This is a genomic window from Rhodococcus sp. 06-156-4 (genome assembly GCF_002259345.1).
GTDB classification, from domain to species: Bacteria; Actinomycetota; Actinomycetes; order Mycobacteriales; family Mycobacteriaceae; genus Rhodococcoides; species Rhodococcoides fascians_E.
In genome coordinates, this window is record NZ_NPGB01000028.1 from 86,313 (window position 1) to 107,372 (window position 21,060).

Consider the following 21,060-nt stretch of genomic DNA (forward strand, 5'->3'; position numbering starts at 1 on the left):
TTACGAGCGGTCGCTGTGTGCAGGGGTAAATGGTTTGCAGCAAACCTTGCCCGCGTCTACTATTTCCTAGTGTTATTAGGCAAAATCCGGTTCCGGCTAGGGAGGAGGTAACGATGGCACGCGCAGGCCTCAATGCTGCTCGCCTCACCGCGGCGGCCGCGGACATGGCGGACGAGATCGGGTTCGAGAACGTCACTGTTCTTGCCCTGGCCAAATCGTTCGGCGTGAAAGACGCCAGCCTCTACTCGCACATCAAGAACTTGCGAGATCTCCGGCAACGGGTGGCTGTCGCCTCGCTGTCCGAACTGGCCGATTGGGTATCCGACGCCGTGGCGGGGCGGGCGGGCAGAGATGCGCTCGTCGCGTTCGCCAACGCGTACCGCGATTTCGCCCGTCAACATCCAGGGCGATACAACTCGACTCGATACGAGCTCGACGCGGACGTAGCGCTCGCGAGTGACGCACGCAAACACTCGCACATGTCGCGCGCGATCCTACGCGCGTACAACTTGCCCGAACCCGACGAAACCGATGCAGTCCGATTGCTGGGCAGCACATTTCATGGCTTCATCGAGATCGAGAGCTCGGGGGGATTCGGCTACGGCATCCCCCCGCGAGAATCCGAACAGACGTGGCAGCGAGTACTCGACGTACTCCACCACGCACTCGAAAACTGGCCGAAGGCCTGACGTTCCGGGAGAACACACATGCAGTCCATCACCGAGAAAGAAATCAGACAGTCGTTCGTGAACTGTTCCAAGGGCGACGCCAAACGAATGAACCTGCCATCCACTCTGACCGACACCGACTGGGAACAGCTGGATTTCCTCGGTTGGTCCGACCCGTCGTACGCAGGTCGAAGCTACATCGTCCTACCCAAGGACGACGAGCTGGTCGGCGTCGCGCTCAAACACGAATCCGGCGGATCCGACCGCGCGCAGATGTGCACCATCTGCACGACGACGCACTCACGCGGCGACGTATCGCTCATGACCGCCAAGAAGACCGGCGAATCAGGGCGGCGCGGAAACACCGTCGGCACCTACATGTGCACGGACCTACTGTGCTCTCTGTACGCACGAGGCAAGAAGACCCCGGCGCTGGGCAACCGGTACCGCGAGAACCTCAGCACCGAGGAGCGCGTCGTACGGGTTCAGGAGAACATCGAAGCATTCATCGCCAGGCTGTACACCTGACAGCTGTACACCTGACAGCTGCTTCACTCCTGCCGCCTCGGTTCAGCAGCTGCCGAGGCCGGCTGCGTCCAAACCGCGGAGCATCTGCTGCTGGTCCTCGGGAGGGACCGTCGACCAGCTCGGATTGGCCTGCAGCTGTGCGGAAATCCCGTCGACGGTCACGTTCCGCGGAGCGCCGGTGACGGCGAGGGCATCGATCGCGGCAAGGAACTGCTGGCAGGTCTCGACGTACAGTTGCTCGCCGGTGGGCCGGTTCGATCCGTCGCCCTGGTCGATGGGCAATTGCACGGGTGCCGGTGGGGGAGCGTCCGCCGGTGTGGTCTCGGGTACGAAGGATTCGGCCGGAGCGGCAGGCGGCGGCTCCGCAGTCGTGGAAGGGGCGGCCGTCACCGTCACCGTCACCGTCACCGTCGTCGTCGACGTGGAGGGTGTGCTGGGCGCGGCCGAGGACTGCTCGTCCGAGCCGCATCCAGCGAGGGCGAGCATCAACACTGCGCCGGTGACGATGGTCCGCTTCATGGCCAACTGTGTACCAGACGTCACTCGACATCGGCCGCGTGGGCAGCGATGGCGTCGACCGTCGTGCGCCACGCAACCGAACCGCTGTTCGTGAAATCCCCGTGCCCGGCTCCCGGCAGAACGACGACGTCGACGGTATCGCCCGCGGCACGTGCGGCGTCGGCATAGGCCGTGCTCTGGTTCACGGACACGGTCTTGTCGGCGTCGCCGTGGATTGCCGTCACCCGTGTGCCGATGGGCAGATGCTCGATCGGTGAGGCGACGCGATACCGGTCCGGAACCTGATCGGGCATACCACCGAGGAACGCGGGCACGAGTTTGTCGCCCCCGATGTTCGCGGCACGTGCCATGTCGAAGACGCCGGCCATGATCGTCGCGCTGCGGGGCATGATCTTCGGCTGCGCGCCAGGAGCCGACGCATCCAGGGTGTGACGCCCCGCCAACCACGCGGCCAGCTGGCCGCCGGCCGAGTGGCCGGCCACATGAACGCGGCCCAGGTCCAACCGGCCCCCCGCAGCCTCCTGGACCGTGTTGGCCAGTGCCTCCGTCGCGTTGTCGACGTCAGCGAGCGTGTCGCGGTAATCGCCGGTGCCACGGCGGTATTCGATGTTCCACACGGCAATTCCGCGATCGGCCACGGCTTCCGAGATCGGTCCGAAGTACGACATGTCGTACCGCTGCTGCCACCCGCCACCGTGCACCATCACGACAACAGGCAGGGAGTCCGCGCCGTTGTCCGGCAGGTACAGGTCACCCACGTTGTCCTCGTCGGCGCCGTAGAGCAGTCTGATCGGCGGATCCGCCAGGGCCGGGATCAGTGCGGGAGACGGCGTCGGAATCGGGGGCGGCGTATGCACGGTGGATCCACTGCATCCAGCCGTCAACGCTGCCGTCACGAGGAAGGCCGCTAGTCGTGTGAATTTCAACGGCTGCCACCGGTCCAGGCGAGAAGTTCGTCGGCCGACCAGGTGTTGACGACGCGTTCAGCCGGCACGCCCCGAGCTTCGGCGCGTAGGGCCCCGTAGCCCTGCCAGTCGAGCTGCCCGGGCGCATGTGCGTCGGTGTCGATCGAGAACAGGCAGCCCCGCTCGAGGGCGACGTCGATGAGGCGCTCCGGCGGGTCCTGACGCTCGGGCCTGGCGTTGATCTCCACCGCGGTACCGAACTGCTTGCATCCCTCGAACACCACGTCGGCGTCGAACTTCGATTCCGGCCTCGTTCCCCGGCCACCCTCGACGAGCCTGCCGGTGCAATGTCCCAACACGTCGACGTGGGGGTTGGCGATTGCGTTGACCATGCGGCGGGTCATCGACTCGGAGTCGGCCCGCAGGTTCGAATGCACGCTGGCGACAACGATATCCAGTTCGGCGAGCAAGCCCTCGTCCTGATCCAGGCTGCCGTCGTCGAGGATGTCCACCTCGATACCGGTGAGAATGCGGAACGGCGCGAGTTCCTCGTTGAGTTCGGCAACGACGTCGAGTTGCTTCCTCAGCCGATCGGCCGACAATCCGTTGGCCACCTTCAACCGGGGTGAATGATCGGTCAACGCGCAGTACTCGTGACCGAGCCGGGCTGCAGTGCGCATCATCTCCTCGATCCCGCTGCCGCCGTCGGACCAGTTGGAATGGGTATGCAGATCCCCTCTGAGGGCAGACCGGAGATCGTTGTCGCCGATCGGCTCGGCCTCGGCACGCTTCTCGGCAAGAAAGTCCGGTACGTCGCCCGAGAGGGCCTGACGGATGATGAGCGACGTCTTGGCTCCGATGCCCGGCAACGCGGACCACGAATCGGCCTTCCGACGCTCGGATCGCGCAGTCTCGCTCAACGATTCGACCACGTCGGCTGCACGCCGATATGCCTTGACGCGGTGAGTGTCCGCGCGCGAGCGCTCGAGCCAGTAGGCGATCTCGCGCAGAGCTTCGATCGGGTCCATGTCCCTATTGTCCAGCAGCGGGGTGGCAGCCCGACACGGCGGTATCGGACAAACTTCTCAGCAAGTTGCCAGGTGCACGAACCCCCACAGGGTTGAAGGTGCAACTAGCATTGCGAGGCATGACAAAGAAATGGTGGATAGCCGGCGCACTCGTCGTCGTGATCGCGCTCGGTGCGTACTTCGGCCCCAAGATCTATGCGTCGTTCCAAGAGGACGACGCGCCCGCCGCGACGGTCTCGACCGAGGGAGCGCAAGCCGCCTCCACCGACGACCTGGACGGAACATGGACCATCGTCCCAGGCGACGCGTCGAACACCACGGCCGCGGGATACACCGTCGACGAAGTGCTCAACGGCTCGGACGTCACAGTGGTCGGCACGACCCCCGAGGTCAGCGGCGACGTCACGATCACGGACAACACCCTCACCGAAGGTGAGGTGACAGTGCAGACGGGGTCGATCACCACGGACAGCGACCGTCGCGACAACCAGTTCCGCGGCAACATCTTCGACACCGCCACCTATCCGACGGCGACCTTCACCTTCGACTCGCCCGTGGACCTGGCATCACTTCCCAAGGACGGAACTACGGCCACCGTCACCGCGAACGGAACGTTGACCCTGAAGGACCAGTCCCGTCCTGTCTCCGTCGAGATGGAGGTCCTGCAGTCCGGTGACACGCTCATCGCGTCGGGAAGCATTCCGACAACGTGGACGGACTTCGGCATCGAGCCTCCATCGCTCGGATTCGTGACCGTCGAGGGCTCGGGATCGGTCGACTTCCTGATCAACCTGAACTCGAACTAGTCTCTTTCGCCTCGGCCCTGCTCGGCGTCCACCCCGGCGGGCCGAGGACGAAACCGAACCGTTCACGCCACGACCGCGATGCCGCTACATCCCGTGCGATGGAGCGGTATTCGTGTGTCTGGAGTGTCCAGATGTTGAATGTGTCGACCTTCTTCGTCAGGCCGTAATGCGGCCGCGCCACCTCGTCGGCGTAGCTGCCGAACAGCCTGTCCCACACGATGAAGATGCCGCCGTAGTTCTTGTCGAGATACTGCGGATCGTTCCCATGATGGACCCGATGATGCGACGGCGTGTTGAACACGAACTCGATCACGCGAGGCAGCTTGTCGATCCGTTCCGTGTGAACCCAGAACTGATACACCAGGTTGATCGAGAAACCCACGAACACCATCCACGGCGGAATCCCCAACAGTGGCAACGGAAGCCACATGACGATCTCGCCACTGTTGTTCCACTTCTGGCGAAGAGCGGTGCTGAAGTTGAAGTACTCACTGGAATGATGCGCCTGATGCGTCGCCCAGATGATCCGCGTGCGGTGCGCAGTGCGGTGATACGCGTAGAAGAGGACATCGACGCCCACGATGAGAATCACCCACGTGTACCAGGCGTCGGCCGGCAAATGCCACGGAGCGACGTACACGTACAAGGCCGTGTAACCGAACAGAGCCAGCGTCTTCCACACCGTCGTCGTCGCAATCGAGACAACACCCATCCCGAGGCTGGCCCGCGCATCGGCCCCCTTGTAGCTGCCCCGGTCACCGTCCTCGAGCTTGATCGCGGCACACCACTCGATCACCAGAAGCAGAGCAAACGCCGGAATCGCCAACGCCACCGGATCGCGTAGCGGCTCGGGGAGTGCATTCCAGGCCGACTGAACCCACTCGCCCACCATTCGACTCCTTTGCGTGACACTTGTAGCTGAAGTGTAACGCTTCGACGTGTCGTGGAACACACCCTGCCGACCCTCTTCGAGACCGAACGTGGCATTTGGTCACTTGGAGTGACCGAACGGTTCATTCGGTCCCGAGGGGGTTCGGGATTCGCCTATTTCCTATTCGAATGGTAGGAATTAGGAACCATTCGTCGGCCGAGGAGATTGCTGTGCACATTACCGCCAAGGCGGATTATGCCGTGCGGACTTTGCTGGAGCTGGCGGCCGCGGATGGGGTTCCGGGGAAGGCTGAGGCGCTGGCGGGTGCGCAGAAGATTCCGCACAAGTTCTTGGAGTCGGTGCTGTCGGATCTGCGGCGTGCTGACCTGGTGCGCAGTCGGCGAGGGCCCGACGGAGGGTATTGGCTTGCTCGGCCGGCGTCGGAGATTTCGGTTGCGGATGTGATCAGGGCGGTGGAGGGGCCGTTGGCGTCGGTGCGCGGGCAGCGTCCGGAGGATGTCGACTACCCGGGCCCCGCGAAGCCGTTGCAGCTGGTGTGGCTGGCGGTGCGGGCGAACATGCGCGCGGTGTTGGAGGAAGTGTCGCTGGCGGAGATCGTTGCCGATGATGTTCCCGCGTTCGTGTTCGAGCTGACTGCCGACCCGGCGGCCTGGGCGCGACGCTGACTCACGTCGGGGTGTGAGCTGACACACCCGTGTGCGTTGGGTGTGACTCAATCGTCAAACTTGCACCCTTCTGCAATAGTGCAGAACTCTGCAACTTCCGTACCTTGGAGTTCGTGACCGCTCCCCGCACTGGCCTTCGTGATCTGAAGAAGGCCGCCACGCGCGACGCTCTAGGCCTCGCAGCAGTTCAGTTGGCGAAAGCGCGGGGACTCGACGCCGTCACCGCCGACGCCATCGCCGCCGAGGCGGGTGTGTCGACGCGGACCTTCCACAACTACTTCGCCAACAAGGAAGAAGCGGTTCTCCACCACATCGAGGCTTCGGCGCTCGAATGGTTCGAGATGCTGCGTGATCGCCCTGCCGACGAGCCCATCTGGGACGCGATGAGACACGTGGCAGTGTCGATCGTGTCCGATCCGGACAAGGACCTCGCGGAGACCTTCGCCGTTGCGCAACTGATCGAAGCGACGCCGAGTGTCATGGCCCGCAAGCTCGAAGTTCACCACTCGCTCATCCGAGTTCTCGGCGAAGCAATTGCCGCGCGTACCGGCACGGACATCGACCGTGACCTGTACCCGAACCTTCTCCAAGCTGCCGTCGGCAATGCCGTCACAGCTGCCTTGACGATTTGGACCGCCGACCCTGAAGGAGATTCTTCGCCGAAACAGCTCGTCGAAGACGCATTCGACCAACTGCAGGCCGGGCTTCCGGACCCTCGCGAAACGAAAACCAGCGCACCGAACACAGACTTCAGGAGCTGACCTGTGGCTACATTTCTCTATCGAGTCGGTAAGTTCGCCTTCCGACGAAAAGGCATTGTCCTCGCCCTATGGCTGGCGATTCTCGTACTGGCAGGCGTCGGCGCCGCCACTCTGTCCGGCCCGACGGCCAACTCGTTCAACATCCCCGGCACTCCGGCGCAGGAAGCTCTCGACCTGCAGAGCGAGCGATTCGGCAACGCCGAGGATCCGCTGACGGCGGTATCGGCGCAGTACGTCTTCAAGGCGCCGGACGGCCAGACTCTCGACACTCCGGCGTACACCGCCGCGATCGACGCGACCATCGCGGACATCGACCAGATCGCCGCCGTCGACGCCGCCGCCAAGCCCGGTGGGGCGCAACCGCTCGCCAACCCGGTCGCGGGCAACACCGCCATCGTCGAGCAGTACAGTTCGCTGGCCGAGCAGGACGGAACCCCTGCCGACACCGCCGCAGCCAACGCGGCTGCACTGTCGCCGCTGAGCCCGAACGGCAACATCGGCACGCTCGAAGTTCCGCTGTCCGTCGAGCTCGCCGACGTCACGGAGGACCTGCGCACCTCGCTCGACGAGGCTGCTCAGCCTGCACGTGACGCCGGATTGACCGTCGAGCTGGGCGGCAGCGTCGCCCAGGATGCATCGCCGCCGGGCGGCACGTCCGAGCTCGTCGGCCTCGCTGTCGCCGCCGTCGTCCTGCTGATCATGTTCGGTTCCGCCTTCGCGGCCGGCCTCCCGCTCGTCACCGCCATCGTCGGCATCGGCATCAGCAGCTTGACGATCACCACGGCGTCGGGATTTGCGGACCTGTCCACCTTCACCCCGATCCTCGCGGTGATGATCGGCCTGGCCGTCGCGATCGACTACTCCCTCTTCATTCTCGCCAGGTACAGGCACGAGCTCACGCTCACCGACGACCGAGAGGAAGCCGTCGGACGGTCGGTGGGTACCGCCGGATCTGCGGTCGTGTTCGCCGGCGCAACGGTGCTCATCGCGCTCGTCGCACTGCGTGTCGTCGGCATCCCGTTCCTGTCGCAGATGGGTTACGCAGCCGGCTTCGCAGTGTTCGTCGCAGTCCTGATCGCGCTGACGTTCCTCCCCGCGTTGCTCGGTGTGTTCAAGGGCAAGGCGTTCGGCGGCAAGATCAAGTTCGTCAACACCACCGATCCCGAGGACCCGAACGCACCGCCCACCAACGGTCTCCGCTGGGCACGTGCGCTGGTCAAGCGTCCCGCGATCGGCCTGATCGGCGGCGTCGTACTGCTCGCCGTCATCGCAGGCCCGACGACCGGCCTGTCGCTGGCACTGCCCAGCATCGCCACGTCGGACCCGTCGACCTCGGTCCGAAAGGCGTACGACCTGGTCGACGAGGGCTTCGGGCCCGGCCGCAACGGACCGCTTCTCGTCATCGCCGACGCCTCCGCAACGCCGGAAGCGGATCGCACGGCCGGATTCGGCAAGGTCATCGAGTCGATCTACGAGGAAGACGACGTCGAGAACGCGCAGATCGTCGCGGTGAACCAGGCTGGCGACACGGCACAGATCCTCGTCACGCCCGACAGTTCGCCCAACAGCGATGCGACGAAGGACCTCGTTGCGAACCTTCGTGCAGCAGAGCCGGGCTTCGCCGAGACCGACGGCGTGTCCTACGGCGTGACCGGTCAGACCGCGCTCGAACTCGACGTGTCCGAGCGTCTGCAGGATGCACTCGTGCCGTACCTCGCCGTGGTCGTCGGACTGGCGTTCGTACTGCTGATGGTGGTGTTCCGGTCGATCCTGGTGCCGCTGACCGCGACACTCGGATTCCTGCTCAGCGTCCTCGCGACGTTCGGTGCGACGGTGTTCATCTTCCAGGAAGGCGGGCTGGGGCTGATCAGCAACCCGCAGCCGATCGTCAGCTTCATGCCGATCTTCCTCATCGGTGTCGTGTTCGGCCTCGCGATGGACTATCAGGTGTTCCTGGTGTCGCGAATGCGCGAAGAGTTCGTCCACGGCACTCCGGCGAAGGACGCCGTCGTCAACGGGTTCAAGTACGGAGCCCGTGTGGTGACGTCGGCAGCGGTCATCATGATCTCGGTCTTCGCGGCCTTCATCGCCGAGCCCGACTCGTTCATCAAGTCGATCGGTTTCGCCCTCGCGGCCGCAGTGTTCTTCGACGCGTTCGTCGTCCGCATGGTCATCATCCCGTCGGTGATGGCACTGCTCGGCGACAAGGCGTGGTGGTTGCCGAAGTGGCTGGACAAGATCCTGCCCGACGTCGACATCGAAGGTGCCAAGCTGCAGAAGGCGCCCCCGAAGTCCTGACCAGACTCGATGGCCGAAGATTGATGTTCACCGGTAGAAATGTGGAGACTGTTACCCATGTGTACGAGTAATCTTCGGCCATCATGCTGATCCCGCTTCTCAAGAAATTTCTCGCTCCCTACAAGGGCGCGATCGCGGGGTTGGTCACCCTGCAGCTCGTGGCCACGGCCGCGTCGCTGTACCTGCCCAGCCTCAACGCCGACATCATCGACAACGGCGTCACGCGCGGCGACACGGGCTACATCCTCACGACCGGTGGGTGGATGTTGCTCGTGTCGCTGGTGCAGATCGTGTGTTCGGTCGCGGCGGTACTCATCGGGGCCAAGGCCGCGATGGGCGCAGGCCGGGATCTGCGCGGTGCCATTCTGCACCGCGTCGGCACGTTCTCCGCTCGTGAGGTCGGCCAGTTCGGTGCACCCTCACTGATCACTCGTAACACCAACGACGTTCAACAGGTCCAGCTTCTGATCGTCATGGGCTTCACCATCGTCGTGATGGCGCCGATCATGTGCATCGGCGGCGTCGTGATGGCGTTGCGCGAAGACATCGGACTGTCCTGGATTCTGCTCATCGCCGTACCTGGCCTGGCCATCGCCATGGGCTTGATCGTCGCGAGAATGGTCCCAGGTTTCCGCGCCATGCAGGTGCGGATCGACGCGGTCAACCGGGTACTCCGTGAGCAGATCACCGGCATCCGTGTCGTGCGGGCCTTCGTCCGCGAACGCAAGGAGATCGACCGGTTCGGCGTCGCGAACGATTCGCTCACCGCCGCAGCACTGCACGTCGGCCGTCTGATGGCGTTGATGTTCCCGACGGTCATGCTGATCTCCAACGTCACCAGCGTCGCCGTCATCTGGTTCGGCGGGCACGCGATCAACAACGGCACCATGGAAATCGGCGCACTGACCGCGCTGCTCAGCTACATCATGCTCATCCTGATGTCGGTCATGATGGCGTCGTTCATCGCCATGATGGTGCCCCGCGCCTCGGTGTGCGCCGACCGCATCAGCCAAGTCCTGTCGACCGAGTCCTCCGTCGTCCTGCCCGCCCAGCCGAAACCGTTCGCAACAGCGCCCGGAATCGTCGAGATGCGAAACGCCGAGTTCGCCTACCCCGGAGCCGAGTTCCCGGTTCTGTGCGGCGTGAACTTCACAGCGGAACCCGGCAAGGTGACTGCCGTCATCGGTGGAACCGGATCCGGAAAATCCACTCTGATCAACCTCGTCCCACGGCTCATCGACGTCACCGCCGGCCAGGTTCTCGTCGGCGGCACCGATATTCGTGACCTGGACATCGATGCGCTCCGGCAGGAGATCGGCCTGATCCCGCAGAAGCCCTTCCTGTTCTCCGGCACCATCGGATCCAATCTCCGCTACGGCAAAGCCGACGCCACCGACGACGAACTCTGGGAAGCACTGGAGATCGCGCAGGGCGCAGACTTCGTTCGCAAGATGCCGGAAGGCCTCGAAACCGAAGTGTCACAAGGCGGCACGACGGTCTCCGGCGGCCAGCGTCAACGCCTGGCCATCGCACGAGCGCTGGTCCGCAAGCCGAGCATCTACCTGTTCGACGACTCGTTCTCCGCCCTCGACCTGACCACCGACTCCAAACTCCGAGCCGCGCTGAAGCCGGTCATGAAGGACGCCTGCATGATCGTTGTCGCCCAACGAGTCTCCACCATCATCGACGCCGACCAGATCCTCGTACTCGACGACGGGCAACCCGTCGGGCTCGGAACACACGACGAGCTCATCGCCACGTGCCCGACGTACGCGGAGATCGTCGACTCCCAGCACGCGGTGGCTGCATCATGACGCGACCGGTCCCTCCCACCAGCCAGCCCACACCCGCACCGCCGAATGCACCGGTTGCGCCGGCGAAACCCGGCAAGACGATAGTGCCGGGAACGAGAGCGAAGAACTTCAAGCCGTCGCTCAAACGCATGATCGGCCTTCTCGCTCCCGAGAAGATGCTGCTCTCGATCATGCTCGTCTTCGCGGCCTCCAGCGTCGTACTGTCGGTGGCGTCACCGACGATCCTCGGACACGCGACCAACCTGATCTTCAACGGCGTGATCGGCGGTCAACTCGAGCCCGGACAGTCCAAAGCGCAAGCGGTGGACGGCCTTCGCGCGCAAGGGCAGGACACGTTCGCCGACCTGGTGAACGGAATGGACGTCACGCCCGGCATCGGAATCGACTTCTCCGCCGTCGGCAACGTCCTACTGTTCGTCCTCGCGCTGTACGTGGTCTCGGCACTGCTGGCGTGGGCTCAGGGGTACATCCTGAACATTGCCTTGCAGCGCACCATCCGCAACCTTCGCGGCAGCGTCGAACGGAAGATTCATCGGCTTCCACTGAAGTACTTCGACTCTCACACCCGAGGAGAACTGCTCAGCCGAGTCACCAACGACGTCGACAACGTCTCGACCAGCCTGCAGCAGACCCTGAGCCAGCTGATCACCGGCATCCTGACCGTCGTCGGCATCCTCGGCATGATGATCTGGATCTCGCCTCTGCTGGCTCTCGTTGCCTTGCTGACGGTTCCGGCGTCGTTCCTCGTCACCGCGGTGATCGCCAAACGCTCGCAACCGCACTTCGTCAACCAGTGGAAATACACCGGCAAACTGAACGGTCAGATCGAGGAGACCTACACCGGACACGAACTGGTGAAGGCGTTCGGCCGTCAAGCCGAGGTCGAGCGCGAGTTCGGCGAACGAAACAACAAGCTCTTCGAGTCCAGCTTCCGAGCACAATTCATCTCCGGCATGATCATGCCCGCCATCATGTTCCTCGGGAACGTCAACTACGTCATCATCGCCGTCGTCGGCGGACTGCGCGTGGCGTCGGGCACCCTGAGCCTCGGTGAAGTCCAGGCCTTCATCCAGTACTCGCGACAGTTCACTCAGCCACTGACGCAGGTCGGTTCCATGGTGAACCTGGTGCAGTCGGGAGTGGCGTCCGCGGAACGCATCTTCGACCTCCTCGACGCCGACGACGAGGACCCCGATCCTTCTCGCCCTGCCCTCCCGGCCACCGATCACGGCCGCGTCGAATTCGAGAACGTGTCCTTCAGCTACCGCGAAGATCAACCGCTCATCGAGGATCTCTCGCTCGTCGCGGAGCCGGGGCACCTCGTCGCCATCGTGGGCCCGACAGGCGCAGGCAAGACCACACTGGTGAACCTCATCATGCGCTTCTACGACATCGACGCAGGCCGGATCACCGTCGACGGCGTCGACACCCGCTCCATGACGCGAGACGAACTCCGCGAGCGCACCGGAATGGTGCTGCAGGACACCTGGCTGTTCGGTGGAACCATCCGGGACAACATCGCCTACGGAGATCCCGACGCCACCGAGGAAGAAATTCTCGAAGCCGCGCGCGTCAGCTACGTCGACAAGTTCGTGCATTCGCTGCCGGCCGGCTACGACACGATCATCGACGAGGAAGGCAACAACGTCAGCGCAGGCGAGAAGCAGCTCATCACCATCGCGCGCGCGTTCCTGGCGAAACCGCTGATCCTGATCCTCGACGAGGCCACCAGCTCCGTCGACACTCGCACCGAACTGCTCGTGCAGAAGGCAACAGCCGCTCTACGCAGTGACAGGACCAGCTTCGTCATCGCCCACAGGCTCTCGACCATCCGCGACGCGGACCTCATCGTCGTGATGGAGGACGGCCGAATCGTCGAGCAGGGCGACCACGACTCGCTCGTCGGCGCGGGCGGTGCATACGGGCGGTTGTACGCCTCTCAATTCAGCTAGCCAGGGAAGGACGTTTAGGGTTGGGCCTGTGAGCACTCCGAACGATCCCTTCTTCAGCATCGACACCCGGCTGGAGGACCGCCTGGGACGTACGGGGACCATCCACACGCCCCACGGAGACATTGCAACGCCCGCGTTCATCGCCGTCGGCACGAAGGCGACGGTGAAAGCGGTGCTGCCGGAGGCCATGAAGGACCTCGGTGCGCAGGCGGTGCTCGCCAACGCTTACCACCTCTACCTTCAGCCCGGCCCCGACATCGTCGACGAAGCCGGTGGCCTCGGCACGTTCATGAACTGGGACGGTCCGACGTTCACCGACAGCGGCGGCTTCCAGGTGATGTCGCTCGGTGTCGGATTCAAGAAGGTCATCTCGATGGACGCGAGCCGCGTCGAATCCGACGACGTCATCGCCGAGGGCAAGGAACGCCTCGCCCATGTCGACGACGACGGAGTCACGTTCAAATCGCACCTCGACGGATCGCGGCACCGGTTCACTCCCGAAGTGTCGATGCAGATCCAACACCAACTAGGCGCGGACATCATGTTCGCGTTCGACGAGTTGACGACCCTGATGAACACCCGCGGCTACCAGGAGATGTCGGTAGACCGCACACAGGCATGGGCGAAACGCTGTGTCCTCGAACACGAGCGGCTGACGGCGGAGCGCGTCGGGAAGCCGTATCAGGCACTGTTCGGGGTGGTGCAGGGCGCGCAGTACGAGGATCTGCGCCGCAAGGCCGCACACGACCTCGAGACCATCACCGGCGAGACCGGCCGAGGCTTCGACGGCTACGGCATCGGCGGCGCGCTGGAGAAGCAGAACCTCGGCACCATCACCCGGTGGGTGAACGAAGAACTGCCCGAACACAAACCGCGCCACATGCTCGGCATCAGCGAACCGGACGACTTCTTCACTGCCATCGAGAACGGCGCGGACACGTTCGACTGCGTCAACCCGTCACGCGTGGCCCGCAACGCAGCGATCTACGTACCAACCGGCCGATTCAACATCAACACCGCCAAGCATCGTCGAGACTTCACGCCGATCGACGAGAACTGCGACTGCTACACCTGCGCGCACTACACCCGGGCCTACATCCATCACCTGTTCAAGGCGAAGGAGATGTTGGCGTCGACGCTGTGCACCATACACAACGAACGATTCACCGTGAAACTCGTCGACGACATCCGTGAATCCATCCAGCAGAACAGATTCCACGAATTCAAGGACGAGTTTCTCGGTCGTTTCTACGCATCGCGGTCGTGAGATAGTCACCGAGCTCGCGCTGAAGATTCTCGTCCAGAGCCCGGGCGAGCGTCGAGTTCACCGAATACACGGCCAGCTCGCGCATGCGGGTGAGCATGTCCGCCGTCGCGCCCACCTCGGTCTCGCCCGGTAGCCACCCTTCACCGTGCTGGTCGACGATGTGCTGCTTCGCCGTGGCGATCATGTCCTTGGCAACACCGTCGACCGCTGCATGAATACGTTCGTGGACGTCGATGAGCTGCCCGACGGTGAAGCCGTGGCCCGACAACGACGAGAACCCCTCGAGTAACTCCGGGTCGGTGAACACACATTTCTCACCCTCGACCCGAGCCAGGCCCAGCGCCTCGAGCCGCGCCAATTGGTCACCCTCACCGAGGAATTCGTCGACCAGCGCCAGTGGAATCTCCACCGAGTCCTGGCGGGACCACTGCTCGGTGACGGCATTCTGCAACCCGAGGACCTCCGCGAGATCCTTACCGTTCTCCCACCCACTGATGAAGTCGCTGATGTGCGACGTCGTGAAACCACGCTGCAGCAGAATGTCGATCAACTTCAGACGCGCCAGGTGCGTGTCGTCGTAGATTCCGACGCGACCACGCTTCTCGGGAGGAGGCAACAAGCCACGTTCACGGTAGGCGCGCACGTTCCGGGTGGTGGTACCGGCCGCATGGGCCAGATCGTCGATCCGATACTCCACCCGTGATCCTCCCGACAGCCTGCCTGTGTCGGTTACACGGTAGCCGCACGGGCGGCGGTCACCCTCGCCCGGTACTCGGTGACGGTGTAGTCGTCGTAGTTCACCGACTTCAGCTGCCCGACGTACTGGCTCGCGAAGCCGGGGAACATGGTCGCGTTGAAACCGTCCTCGGTGAGATACCAGCTCGAGCAGCCGGAATTCCACGTCGTCCGCTGCAGCCGACGCTGCAGATCCGTGTTGTACTCGCGCTGCCTGTCCGCCCTGACCTCGAGAACCGAGTTCCGTGCGATCGCGTGGGAGATGGCGTCGACGAGATAGTCGATCTGTGCCTCCATGTAGACCAGCGCGGAACTGTGCCCCGGACCCGAGTTGGGGCCGAACGTGAAGTACATGTTCGGGTAGCCCGCGACGCTGATGGACTTGTAGGCCTTCGCGCCCGAGCTCCACTCGTCGGCCAGCACACGGCCGTCGCGTCCGGTGATGGGAACCGGCGTGCCCGTCTTGGACACGTCGAATCCGGTTGCGAAGACGATCACGTCCGCCTGATGTTCGATACCTTCGACGGTGCGAATTCCCTTGGGTGCCAGACGCGCGATCGGCCAGGTCACCAGAGTGCAGTTGTCCCGCTGCAGTGCCGGATAGAACTCACTCGTCATGAGCAGTCGTTTGCATCCGGCCCGGAAATCGGGAGTGAGCTGCCGTCGAAGCCAGGGATCTCGAACCTGTCGCCGCAGGTGCAGCTTGCCGACGGCTTCGACGACGCGGGTGAGCGGCGAATTCCAGACGACGCCGAGGGCGACGGACTCGTGACCCCAGAACCAGGCCTTGCGTGCGATCGACTGCGCAGCCGGGAACTTTCGGTACAGATCCTTGGTGGTCCGACGAGTGGTCAGATTGGTGCGGGGGAGTGCCCAGCCCGGCGTGCGCTGGAAGACCTTGACCGACTGCGCCACCTTGACCAGCTCCGGCACGATCTGAACACCCGACGCCCCGGTCCCGATGACGGCCACCTTCTTGCCGGTGAAGTCGAACTCGTGATCCCAACGAGCGCTGTGGGTCTTGTGGCCCTCATATGTGTCGAGGCCGCGGATGCCCGGGAAGCTGACGTTCGCCAACGGGCCCGACGCCATGACGACAGACCGTGCACGTACCGAGGGGTGATCGTCGAACGTGACCTCCCACAGTGACGATGCCTCGTCCCAATGGACACCGGTGACGTTGTGCCCGAAGCGCAGCATCGGACGCAGGGCGAAATCGTCGACCATCCGCTCGATGTACTTCAGGATCTCGGCGCTACCGGAATACGTGTGCGACCAATCCGGATTCGGGGCGAAACTGTACGAGTACAGCCTCGACGGGATGTCACACGCCGCGCCGGGGTAGGTGTTGTCACGCCACGTGCCGCCCGGAGCCGATCCCCGCTCGAAGATCGCAAGGTTCTCGATTCGCTTCTGCTTGAGTCGAATTGCGGTACCGATCCCGGCGAAGCCGCCGCCGATGATCGCTACATCGAGCGGGAGTGGAGCCTGCTGGAATGACCCATGGGACGGGAGTGGAGCCTGCTGGGATGAGAGCTGCGTTTCGCTCATGCGACTGGCTCGTAGGTGAGTTCCTTCGACCAGGTGGGCTGGGGGCGCAGCAGCTTCTTCGGGTACTTGGCCGTTGCTCGGACCAGGGCGTCGGCGAACTTGTGGTACGGGTGCGCGCGGTTGATGACGACGCCGGAGTGCCAGCTGATGAAGCGGTACATGGGCAGACGCTTCGGGAATTCGCTTCTCTCGCCGACCTTCTTGAACCTCCGCATCGCGGTGTAGAGGCGTTCCTCGTCGACACCCATGGCCACGATGTTGTCGCGCATCTTGTTCAGCAGTGGGATGTAGCGGAGGGTGCCGATGATCAGCGACGGATTCATCCAGGCTCCGACGGTCTCCACCAGGATCTTGCGCATCGTCGCGTGCCCCAGGAGTTCGATGACCTGGAAATCGACTGCAAGATGGCGTGATTCGTCGGAGTTGATCTTCTTGAAGACCTCCTGGCAGACCGGGTCGTCGATCTCGTCGACGATGAACTTGACCAGTGCGCCGTCGAGTGCGACCTCGAGCATCGGGATGACGGTCCCGAGCACGGCGAGTGACGTCTGATCCGAGTACTTGTCCAGCCAGTCGATGACGAGTTTGACGTTGACATTGGGCTGAGGGATCTCGTCGCCGTCGAGCATGCCCCACCGCCGCATCAGTGCGAGTTCGGCGTTGGCGTGTTTCTGTTCCTCTGCGTGGAAGTAGGTGTAGATCTCCTTCAGGGTGTCCGTCGGAGCCTTCTTCGCCATGGCCGCGAAGCCGCGGGCGCCGACGTTCTCGATCCACATCAGGTCCGACATGAACGGCTTCAGCTTGGTCCAGAGTTCAGGACCGATGGTCTCCGCTCCCGGTGCGTCCCAGTCGATGTCGGCCAACGCCCACTGCTTGTCCTTGATCTTGACGAGCATCTCGTCGAAGTCGAATGCCATGTCAGACTCCTGCTTCCTGTGTGGTTTCCTGTGGTGCGAACCGAGCGAGCAACCCGAGCGTTCGGGTGTAGAGCGCAGGGGCGATGCGCTTGAGGCGCCAGATGACCTTGGCGTCGATCTGCGGCACGACGTAGAGGCGTCCGCGGTCGTACTTGTTCAAGGTGTCGACCGTGACCTTCTCCGGCGTGAACCCCGTCGTGCGCATCAGTGTTTCGGCGATCTTGTTGCCGGCAGCGGTGATACGTCCGTCCTTGGCGACATTCGTCTTCACGAACGTCGGACACAGCACGGTGACTCGCACGCCTTCGGCAGCCATGGTCTCCGACAGCGAGATCACGCCGGCCTTCCCCACGTTGTACGGCGCCATCAACGGCGCAGCACCGAATCCGGCTGCGGACGCGACATTGATGAACCCGCCCTCGCCGACCGCCTTCATTGCAGGCGCGAAGATCTCGCATCCGTGGATCACTCCCCAGAGATTGATCCCCAGCGCCCAGTTCCAGTCCTCGAACCCGATATCGCCGACGGGTGTGCCACCGATCCCGACGCCCGCATTGTTGATCACGAGAGTCGGAGGACGGCCGAGGGTCAGTTCTGCGAACAAGGCAAGGTCCTCGACCTGCTCACGTCGAGAGACATCGCACTTCACCGCATGCGCTTTGTCGCCGATGAGAGCAGCGGTGTCCTCGGCGCGCGTCAGGGAAATATCGGCGCAAATCACCTCACCACCTCGCTTCGCGAGTTCGAGCGCAAACGCACGGCCGATGCCACTGCCCGCTCCGGTCACCACGGCACGAGCGTTGTACGACGGATTCATTCGTTCAGACTCATACTGATTGTGCCATTTGTCAATGGCTCAATAGGCGCGGAAGGTGTATGGACGAGTTCGGGCGTGACCGAATGTGTCGTTCGGTCACGCCCGAGGGGTGAGAGGTACCAGGCCGGAAGCTATGCCGCGACGGATTCCTGGTAGCTGGGTTCGCGCTTCTTGATGTAGGCGATGACGCGGTAGGTGATGGGAAGTACGAGGATTTCGACGAGGGTCTTCCAGATGAAGCCGACGATGACGTAGTTGACGAAGTCTTCCCATGTCGAGATGCCGATGACGCCGGCGGCGATGGAGCAGAAGATCAGGGTGTCGAAGAATTCGCCGACGACGGTCGAGCCGATCAGTCGCGCCCAGAGGTGCTTTTCCTTGGTGCGCTGTTTGATCTTGACGAGGACGAGGGCGTTGAGCATCTGCCCGACGAAGTATCCGGCGAGACCGGCGATGACCAGCCGCGGCACCACGCCGACGACGGTTTCGAGTGACTGCTGATTCTCGTAGAAGCTGGCTGCGGGGAGCTCGATGGCGATCCAGAAGCAGACGGCAGCAAGGATGATCGACCCGAACCCGAGGTAGATCGCGCGTCGCGTCGCCTTGAAGCCGTACACCTCGCTGAGGACGTCGCCCAGGATGTAGGCGAGTGGGAAGAGGAAGAATGCGCCGTCGGTGTTGATCGGCAGCACCTGGAACGGGCCGAGGAATACTTCGCTGTCACCGAAGAACGCGACGCCTTTGCTCGCCGTCACATTCGAGATGATCAGGGTTGCGGCGAACAAGGCCACGATGGTCGGGTAGTAGCCGCGGCTGACGTGCGCGAACTGCGCAACGGCGCCTGGCGTGTCTTCGGATTTCTGAGCTGTCACGTGCCTCATCCAAACACGGGAAATCCCCAGGTCCGAATCGGAAGTGCACAGGATCGACCGACCGAGTCCGTTATGTCTCGAATACCCAGGGGGTCGTCGGAAGCTTCTGCGGGTCGAATCGCCGAAGAATGTCGCCCGGGGACACTTGCTCGTCGGCTTCGGCCAGTTCCAGTGATCGAGCCAGAAGGTGCAGAACGTCTCGCGGCCCGAGACCCAGCGCAGCCTGGTCCTCCAGCGTCACCGCGCCGTCGCGCTTCGCCAATCGTTTTCCCTGAGCATTGAGTGCGAGCGGCACGTGGGCGTAGGTGGGAGCGGGGATGTCGAGCAGCGACGCGAGGTACGCCTGACGCGGGGACGACGTCAGGAGATCGTCCCCGCGGACCACTTGATCCACGCCTTGTTCGCCGTCGTCCACCACCACCGCGAGGTTGTAGGCCGCGACACCGTCGACGCGGCGAAGTACGAGGTCGTCGACCTGGCCGTGAAATGCGCCGAGCACGTCGTCGTGAACGGAGAACTCGGTCACGTCGGCCTTCAGGCGCACTGCGGGAGGCCTGGTTTTCGTTGCCCGTTCTGCGGCCGTCAGATTTCTGCAGGTTCCGGGGTAGGCGCCGTCGGGCGCGTGGGGTGCCGACGCTGCCTCCTGTATTTCCCGACGCGTGCAGAAACACTCGTAGGTCATTCCCGCCGCGGTGAGGTGGGCGATGGCGTCGTCGTACAGCGCGGTGCGCTCGGACTGTCGAACAACGGGGCCGTCCCAGTCGAGGCCGATGGCGCGGAGGTCGGCGAGTTGACGGGCCTCGGCGCCCTCGCGCACGCGATCGAGATCCTCCACGCGCATCAAGAACTGTCGTCCTGTGGATCGCGCGAACAGCCATGCGAGCAGCGCGGTACGGAGGTTGCCGAGATGCAGGTCGCCCGACGGGCTCGGGGCGAATCGGCCGGCAGGCATGGCTCGATGCTAGGACAGTCTCGATGCTAGGACACCGCGGGCGTGGAGCGGCAGTTGCGCGAAGTTCGAGCTACGCGCGACCCAACAGCGCGTCGCGCTGGTCCAGGACGGAGGCTTTGATGGCCTCGACGACTCGGGCGACTTCCGGGCGTCGCAAAGTCTCGGCGCGCGAGACCAGCCAATAATCCAACCGGACGGATACTTCCTGCGGCAGCAACCGCACGAGATCGTCGTGCCGATCGGCCATGAAACAGGGGAGCAGTCCGATCCCTGCCGCCGCACGGGTCGCCTCGACGTGCACGAACACGTTGGTCGACGTCACCGACTCCCGCATCAGCGGTGCGAAGCCGGGAGCGATGTCGAGGTCGTCGACCTGCAGCATCGAGTCGATGAAGTAGACCAGCGGATGAGCAGCGAGATCGTCGACGGTGGCCGGTCTGCCGTGGGCTTCGAGATAACTCGTCGACGCATACAGCCCGAGGTGGTAGTCGCTGAGCTTCATCGCCTCCGCGCGGTGCACCTGAGGTTCGCCGACGACTATCTCCACATCCATTCCGGAGCGTTGCTGCGAGGCGCGCCTGGTTGTCGCGACGATCTCCACGGCGATACCGGGGTGGCGAAGCCGAACTCGGGCGACTGCGGGAGCGATGACGTATGCGCTGAACCCGTCGGTCGCGGACACTCTGACCACGCCTTCTGCGTCGTCGTCCGGTCCCATCAGGGAACGGACCGCGGCTTCGATGTTCTCGGCGGCGGCGAGTGCATCCTTGCCGCGGGCGGTGAGTTCCCAACCGTTGCCGGACCTGGCGAGAACTCTGCCGCCCAGGCGTGCTTCGAGCGCGGCGATACGCCTGGAGATGGTGGTGTGGTTGACCCCGAGGTCGTCCGCCGCGGTGTTGTACCGGCCGGTTCTGCCCACTGCCAACAGGATCAGCAAGTCGTCTGCGCTGGGCGGCCGACCATGATCGGGGTGAGCATGCGACACATGTGCATTCTTGCAGATCCCACATGCGTTGTTGGGTATTGCGGGCGGTCCGATCTGCATCGATACTCAGCGATACCGATATGTGTGGTGGTAGTCACAATCTAGCCCGCGCATGTCCCAGAACACGA

20 protein-coding genes are annotated in these 21,060 nt (G+C 63.7%); 9 read left to right on the forward strand and 11 right to left on the reverse strand.

All coding sequences use genetic code 11. The features are described 5' to 3' along the window. Positions 1 to 113 precede the first annotated feature (113 nt). Positions 114 to 689 (forward strand): TetR/AcrR family transcriptional regulator, encoded by a 576-nt coding sequence (locus CH290_RS20300; RefSeq protein WP_019662846.1) that lies wholly within the window; start codon positions 114 to 116, stop codon positions 687 to 689. Between the two features lie 18 nt (positions 690 to 707). Next, positions 708 to 1,196: an FBP domain-containing protein gene (locus CH290_RS20305; RefSeq protein ID WP_033190062.1), complete on the forward strand. Its 489-nt coding sequence runs from the start codon at positions 708 to 710 to the stop codon at positions 1,194 to 1,196. A gap of 42 nt (positions 1,197 to 1,238) precedes the next feature. On the opposite strand, the gene CH290_RS20310 is transcribed toward CH290_RS20305, so the two are convergent. Genes CH290_RS20310 through CH290_RS20320 form a run of 3 tightly spaced genes read right to left on the reverse strand, consistent with a single transcriptional unit; the run spans position 1,239 to position 3,648 of the window. After that, positions 1,239 to 1,715 carry a hypothetical protein gene (locus tag CH290_RS20310; RefSeq protein ID WP_094620704.1) on the reverse strand — a complete coding sequence of 159 codons (477 nt, stop codon included), beginning with the start codon at positions 1,713 to 1,715 and terminating at the stop codon, positions 1,239 to 1,241. A gap of 20 nt (positions 1,716 to 1,735) precedes the next feature. Next, positions 1,736 to 2,641: an alpha/beta hydrolase family protein gene (locus CH290_RS20315; RefSeq protein ID WP_020111050.1), complete on the reverse strand. Its 906-nt coding sequence runs from the start codon at positions 2,639 to 2,641 to the stop codon at positions 1,736 to 1,738. Then, the gene (locus CH290_RS20320) at positions 2,638 to 3,648 is read right to left on the reverse strand and encodes a PHP domain-containing protein (protein WP_033190063.1); all 1,011 of its coding nucleotides are present in this window, start codon (positions 3,646 to 3,648) and stop codon (positions 2,638 to 2,640) included. The genes CH290_RS20315 and CH290_RS20320 overlap by 4 nt, the downstream gene beginning before the upstream one ends. 119 nt (positions 3,649 to 3,767) lie before the next feature. Between CH290_RS20320 and CH290_RS20325 the strand changes: the two genes are divergently transcribed. Then, positions 3,768 to 4,454, forward strand: a complete 687-nt coding sequence (locus CH290_RS20325) for a YceI family protein (RefSeq protein WP_019662851.1) — start codon at positions 3,768 to 3,770, stop codon at positions 4,452 to 4,454. On the opposite strand, the gene CH290_RS20330 is transcribed toward CH290_RS20325, so the two are convergent. Beyond that, positions 4,435 to 5,346, reverse strand: a complete 912-nt coding sequence (locus CH290_RS20330; RefSeq protein ID WP_019662852.1) for a sterol desaturase family protein — start codon at positions 5,344 to 5,346, stop codon at positions 4,435 to 4,437. The two genes, CH290_RS20325 and CH290_RS20330, sit on opposite strands and share 20 nt — an antisense overlap. Before the next feature lie 209 nt (positions 5,347 to 5,555). On the opposite strand from CH290_RS20330, the gene CH290_RS20335 reads away from it, so the two are divergent. The 6 genes from CH290_RS20335 to tgt all read left to right on the forward strand — a co-directional run bounded on the left by CH290_RS20335 (position 5,556) and on the right by tgt (position 14,103). After that, positions 5,556 to 6,011, forward strand: a complete 456-nt coding sequence (locus CH290_RS20335) for an RrF2 family transcriptional regulator (protein WP_026347383.1) — start codon at positions 5,556 to 5,558, stop codon at positions 6,009 to 6,011. Between the two features lie 104 nt (positions 6,012 to 6,115). Next, positions 6,116 to 6,772 carry a TetR/AcrR family transcriptional regulator gene (locus CH290_RS20340; RefSeq protein ID WP_019662854.1) on the forward strand — a complete coding sequence of 219 codons (657 nt, stop codon included), beginning with the start codon at positions 6,116 to 6,118 and terminating at the stop codon, positions 6,770 to 6,772. Between the two features lie 3 nt (positions 6,773 to 6,775). After that, positions 6,776 to 9,070: an MMPL family transporter gene (locus CH290_RS20345; RefSeq protein WP_094739415.1), complete on the forward strand. Its 2,295-nt coding sequence runs from the start codon at positions 6,776 to 6,778 to the stop codon at positions 9,068 to 9,070. 83 nt (positions 9,071 to 9,153) lie between these two features. Then, on the forward strand, positions 9,154 to 10,884 hold the full coding sequence (locus CH290_RS20350; RefSeq protein ID WP_019662856.1) for an ABC transporter ATP-binding protein: 1,731 nt from the start codon (positions 9,154 to 9,156) through the stop codon (positions 10,882 to 10,884). Further along, a complete protein-coding gene (locus CH290_RS20355; protein WP_020111046.1) occupies positions 10,881 to 12,836 on the forward strand; it encodes an ABC transporter ATP-binding protein in 1,956 nt (651 codons plus the stop codon). Before CH290_RS20350 ends, CH290_RS20355 begins: the two co-directional genes overlap by 4 nt. A gap of 28 nt (positions 12,837 to 12,864) precedes the next feature. Next, positions 12,865 to 14,103 (forward strand): tRNA guanosine(34) transglycosylase Tgt, encoded by a 1,239-nt coding sequence (tgt, locus tag CH290_RS20360; protein WP_019662858.1) that lies wholly within the window; start codon positions 12,865 to 12,867, stop codon positions 14,101 to 14,103. Here tgt and CH290_RS20365 read toward each other — a convergent pair. The 7 genes from CH290_RS20365 to CH290_RS20395 form a co-directional block, all read right to left on the reverse strand. After that, entirely contained in the window at positions 14,060 to 14,800 is a 741-nt protein-coding gene (locus CH290_RS20365; protein WP_020111044.1) for a MerR family transcriptional regulator, read from the reverse strand. The genes tgt and CH290_RS20365 overlap by 44 nt on opposite strands. A 32-nt stretch (positions 14,801 to 14,832) precedes the next feature. Continuing rightward, positions 14,833 to 16,389: a flavin-containing monooxygenase gene (locus tag CH290_RS20370; protein WP_033190065.1), complete on the reverse strand. Its 1,557-nt coding sequence runs from the start codon at positions 16,387 to 16,389 to the stop codon at positions 14,833 to 14,835. Next, positions 16,386 to 17,306, reverse strand: a complete 921-nt coding sequence (locus tag CH290_RS20375; protein WP_019662861.1) for a reductase — start codon at positions 17,304 to 17,306, stop codon at positions 16,386 to 16,388. Before CH290_RS20375 ends, CH290_RS20370 begins: the two co-directional genes overlap by 4 nt. Before the next feature lies 1 nt (position 17,307). Next, the gene (locus tag CH290_RS20380; protein ID WP_033190066.1) at positions 17,308 to 18,123 is read right to left on the reverse strand and encodes an SDR family NAD(P)-dependent oxidoreductase; all 816 of its coding nucleotides are present in this window, start codon (positions 18,121 to 18,123) and stop codon (positions 17,308 to 17,310) included. Between the two features lie 131 nt (positions 18,124 to 18,254). After that, complete coding sequence (locus CH290_RS20385; protein ID WP_094620703.1) at positions 18,255 to 19,004, reverse strand: queuosine precursor transporter; 750 nt, start codon at positions 19,002 to 19,004, stop codon at positions 18,255 to 18,257. A gap of 61 nt (positions 19,005 to 19,065) precedes the next feature. After that, positions 19,066 to 19,947, reverse strand: a complete 882-nt coding sequence (gluQRS, locus tag CH290_RS20390; RefSeq protein WP_033190067.1) for a tRNA glutamyl-Q(34) synthetase GluQRS — start codon at positions 19,945 to 19,947, stop codon at positions 19,066 to 19,068. Between the two features lie 70 nt (positions 19,948 to 20,017). After that, entirely contained in the window at positions 20,018 to 20,992 is a 975-nt protein-coding gene (locus tag CH290_RS20395) for a LysR family transcriptional regulator (protein WP_019662865.1), read from the reverse strand. Positions 20,993 to 21,060: the final 68 nt, after the last annotated feature.

Excerpts from the sequence above, each read along its gene's own strand:
- CH290_RS20300 (WP_019662846.1), top strand. The coding sequence starts at position 114 with ATGGCACGCGCAGGCCTCAATGCTGCTCGCCTCACCGCGGCGGCCGCG.
- CH290_RS20330 (WP_019662852.1), bottom strand. The coding sequence starts at position 5,346 with ATGGTGGGCGAGTGGGTTCAGTCGGCCTGGAATGCACTCCCCGAGCCG.
- CH290_RS20355 (WP_020111046.1), top strand. The coding sequence starts at position 10,881 with ATGACGCGACCGGTCCCTCCCACCAGCCAGCCCACACCCGCACCGCCG.
- gluQRS (WP_033190067.1), bottom strand. The coding sequence starts at position 19,947 with ATGCCTGCCGGCCGATTCGCCCCGAGCCCGTCGGGCGACCTGCATCTC.
- CH290_RS20395 (WP_019662865.1), bottom strand. The coding sequence starts at position 20,992 with ATGCAGATCGGACCGCCCGCAATACCCAACAACGCATGTGGGATCTGC.
- CH290_RS20380 (WP_033190066.1), bottom strand. The coding sequence starts at position 18,123 with ATGAATCCGTCGTACAACGCTCGTGCCGTGGTGACCGGAGCGGGCAGT.
- CH290_RS20320 (WP_033190063.1), bottom strand. The coding sequence starts at position 3,648 with ATGGACCCGATCGAAGCTCTGCGCGAGATCGCCTACTGGCTCGAGCGC.
- CH290_RS20325 (WP_019662851.1), top strand. The coding sequence starts at position 3,768 with ATGACAAAGAAATGGTGGATAGCCGGCGCACTCGTCGTCGTGATCGCG.
- CH290_RS20305 (WP_033190062.1), top strand. The coding sequence starts at position 708 with ATGCAGTCCATCACCGAGAAAGAAATCAGACAGTCGTTCGTGAACTGT.
- CH290_RS20370 (WP_033190065.1), bottom strand. The coding sequence starts at position 16,389 with ATGAGCGAAACGCAGCTCTCATCCCAGCAGGCTCCACTCCCGTCCCAT.
- CH290_RS20310 (WP_094620704.1), bottom strand. The coding sequence starts at position 1,715 with ATGAAGCGGACCATCGTCACCGGCGCAGTGTTGATGCTCGCCCTCGCT.
- CH290_RS20385 (WP_094620703.1), bottom strand. The coding sequence starts at position 19,004 with ATGAGGCACGTGACAGCTCAGAAATCCGAAGACACGCCAGGCGCCGTT.
- CH290_RS20350 (WP_019662856.1), top strand. The coding sequence starts at position 9,154 with ATGCTGATCCCGCTTCTCAAGAAATTTCTCGCTCCCTACAAGGGCGCG.
- CH290_RS20375 (WP_019662861.1), bottom strand. The coding sequence starts at position 17,306 with ATGGCATTCGACTTCGACGAGATGCTCGTCAAGATCAAGGACAAGCAG.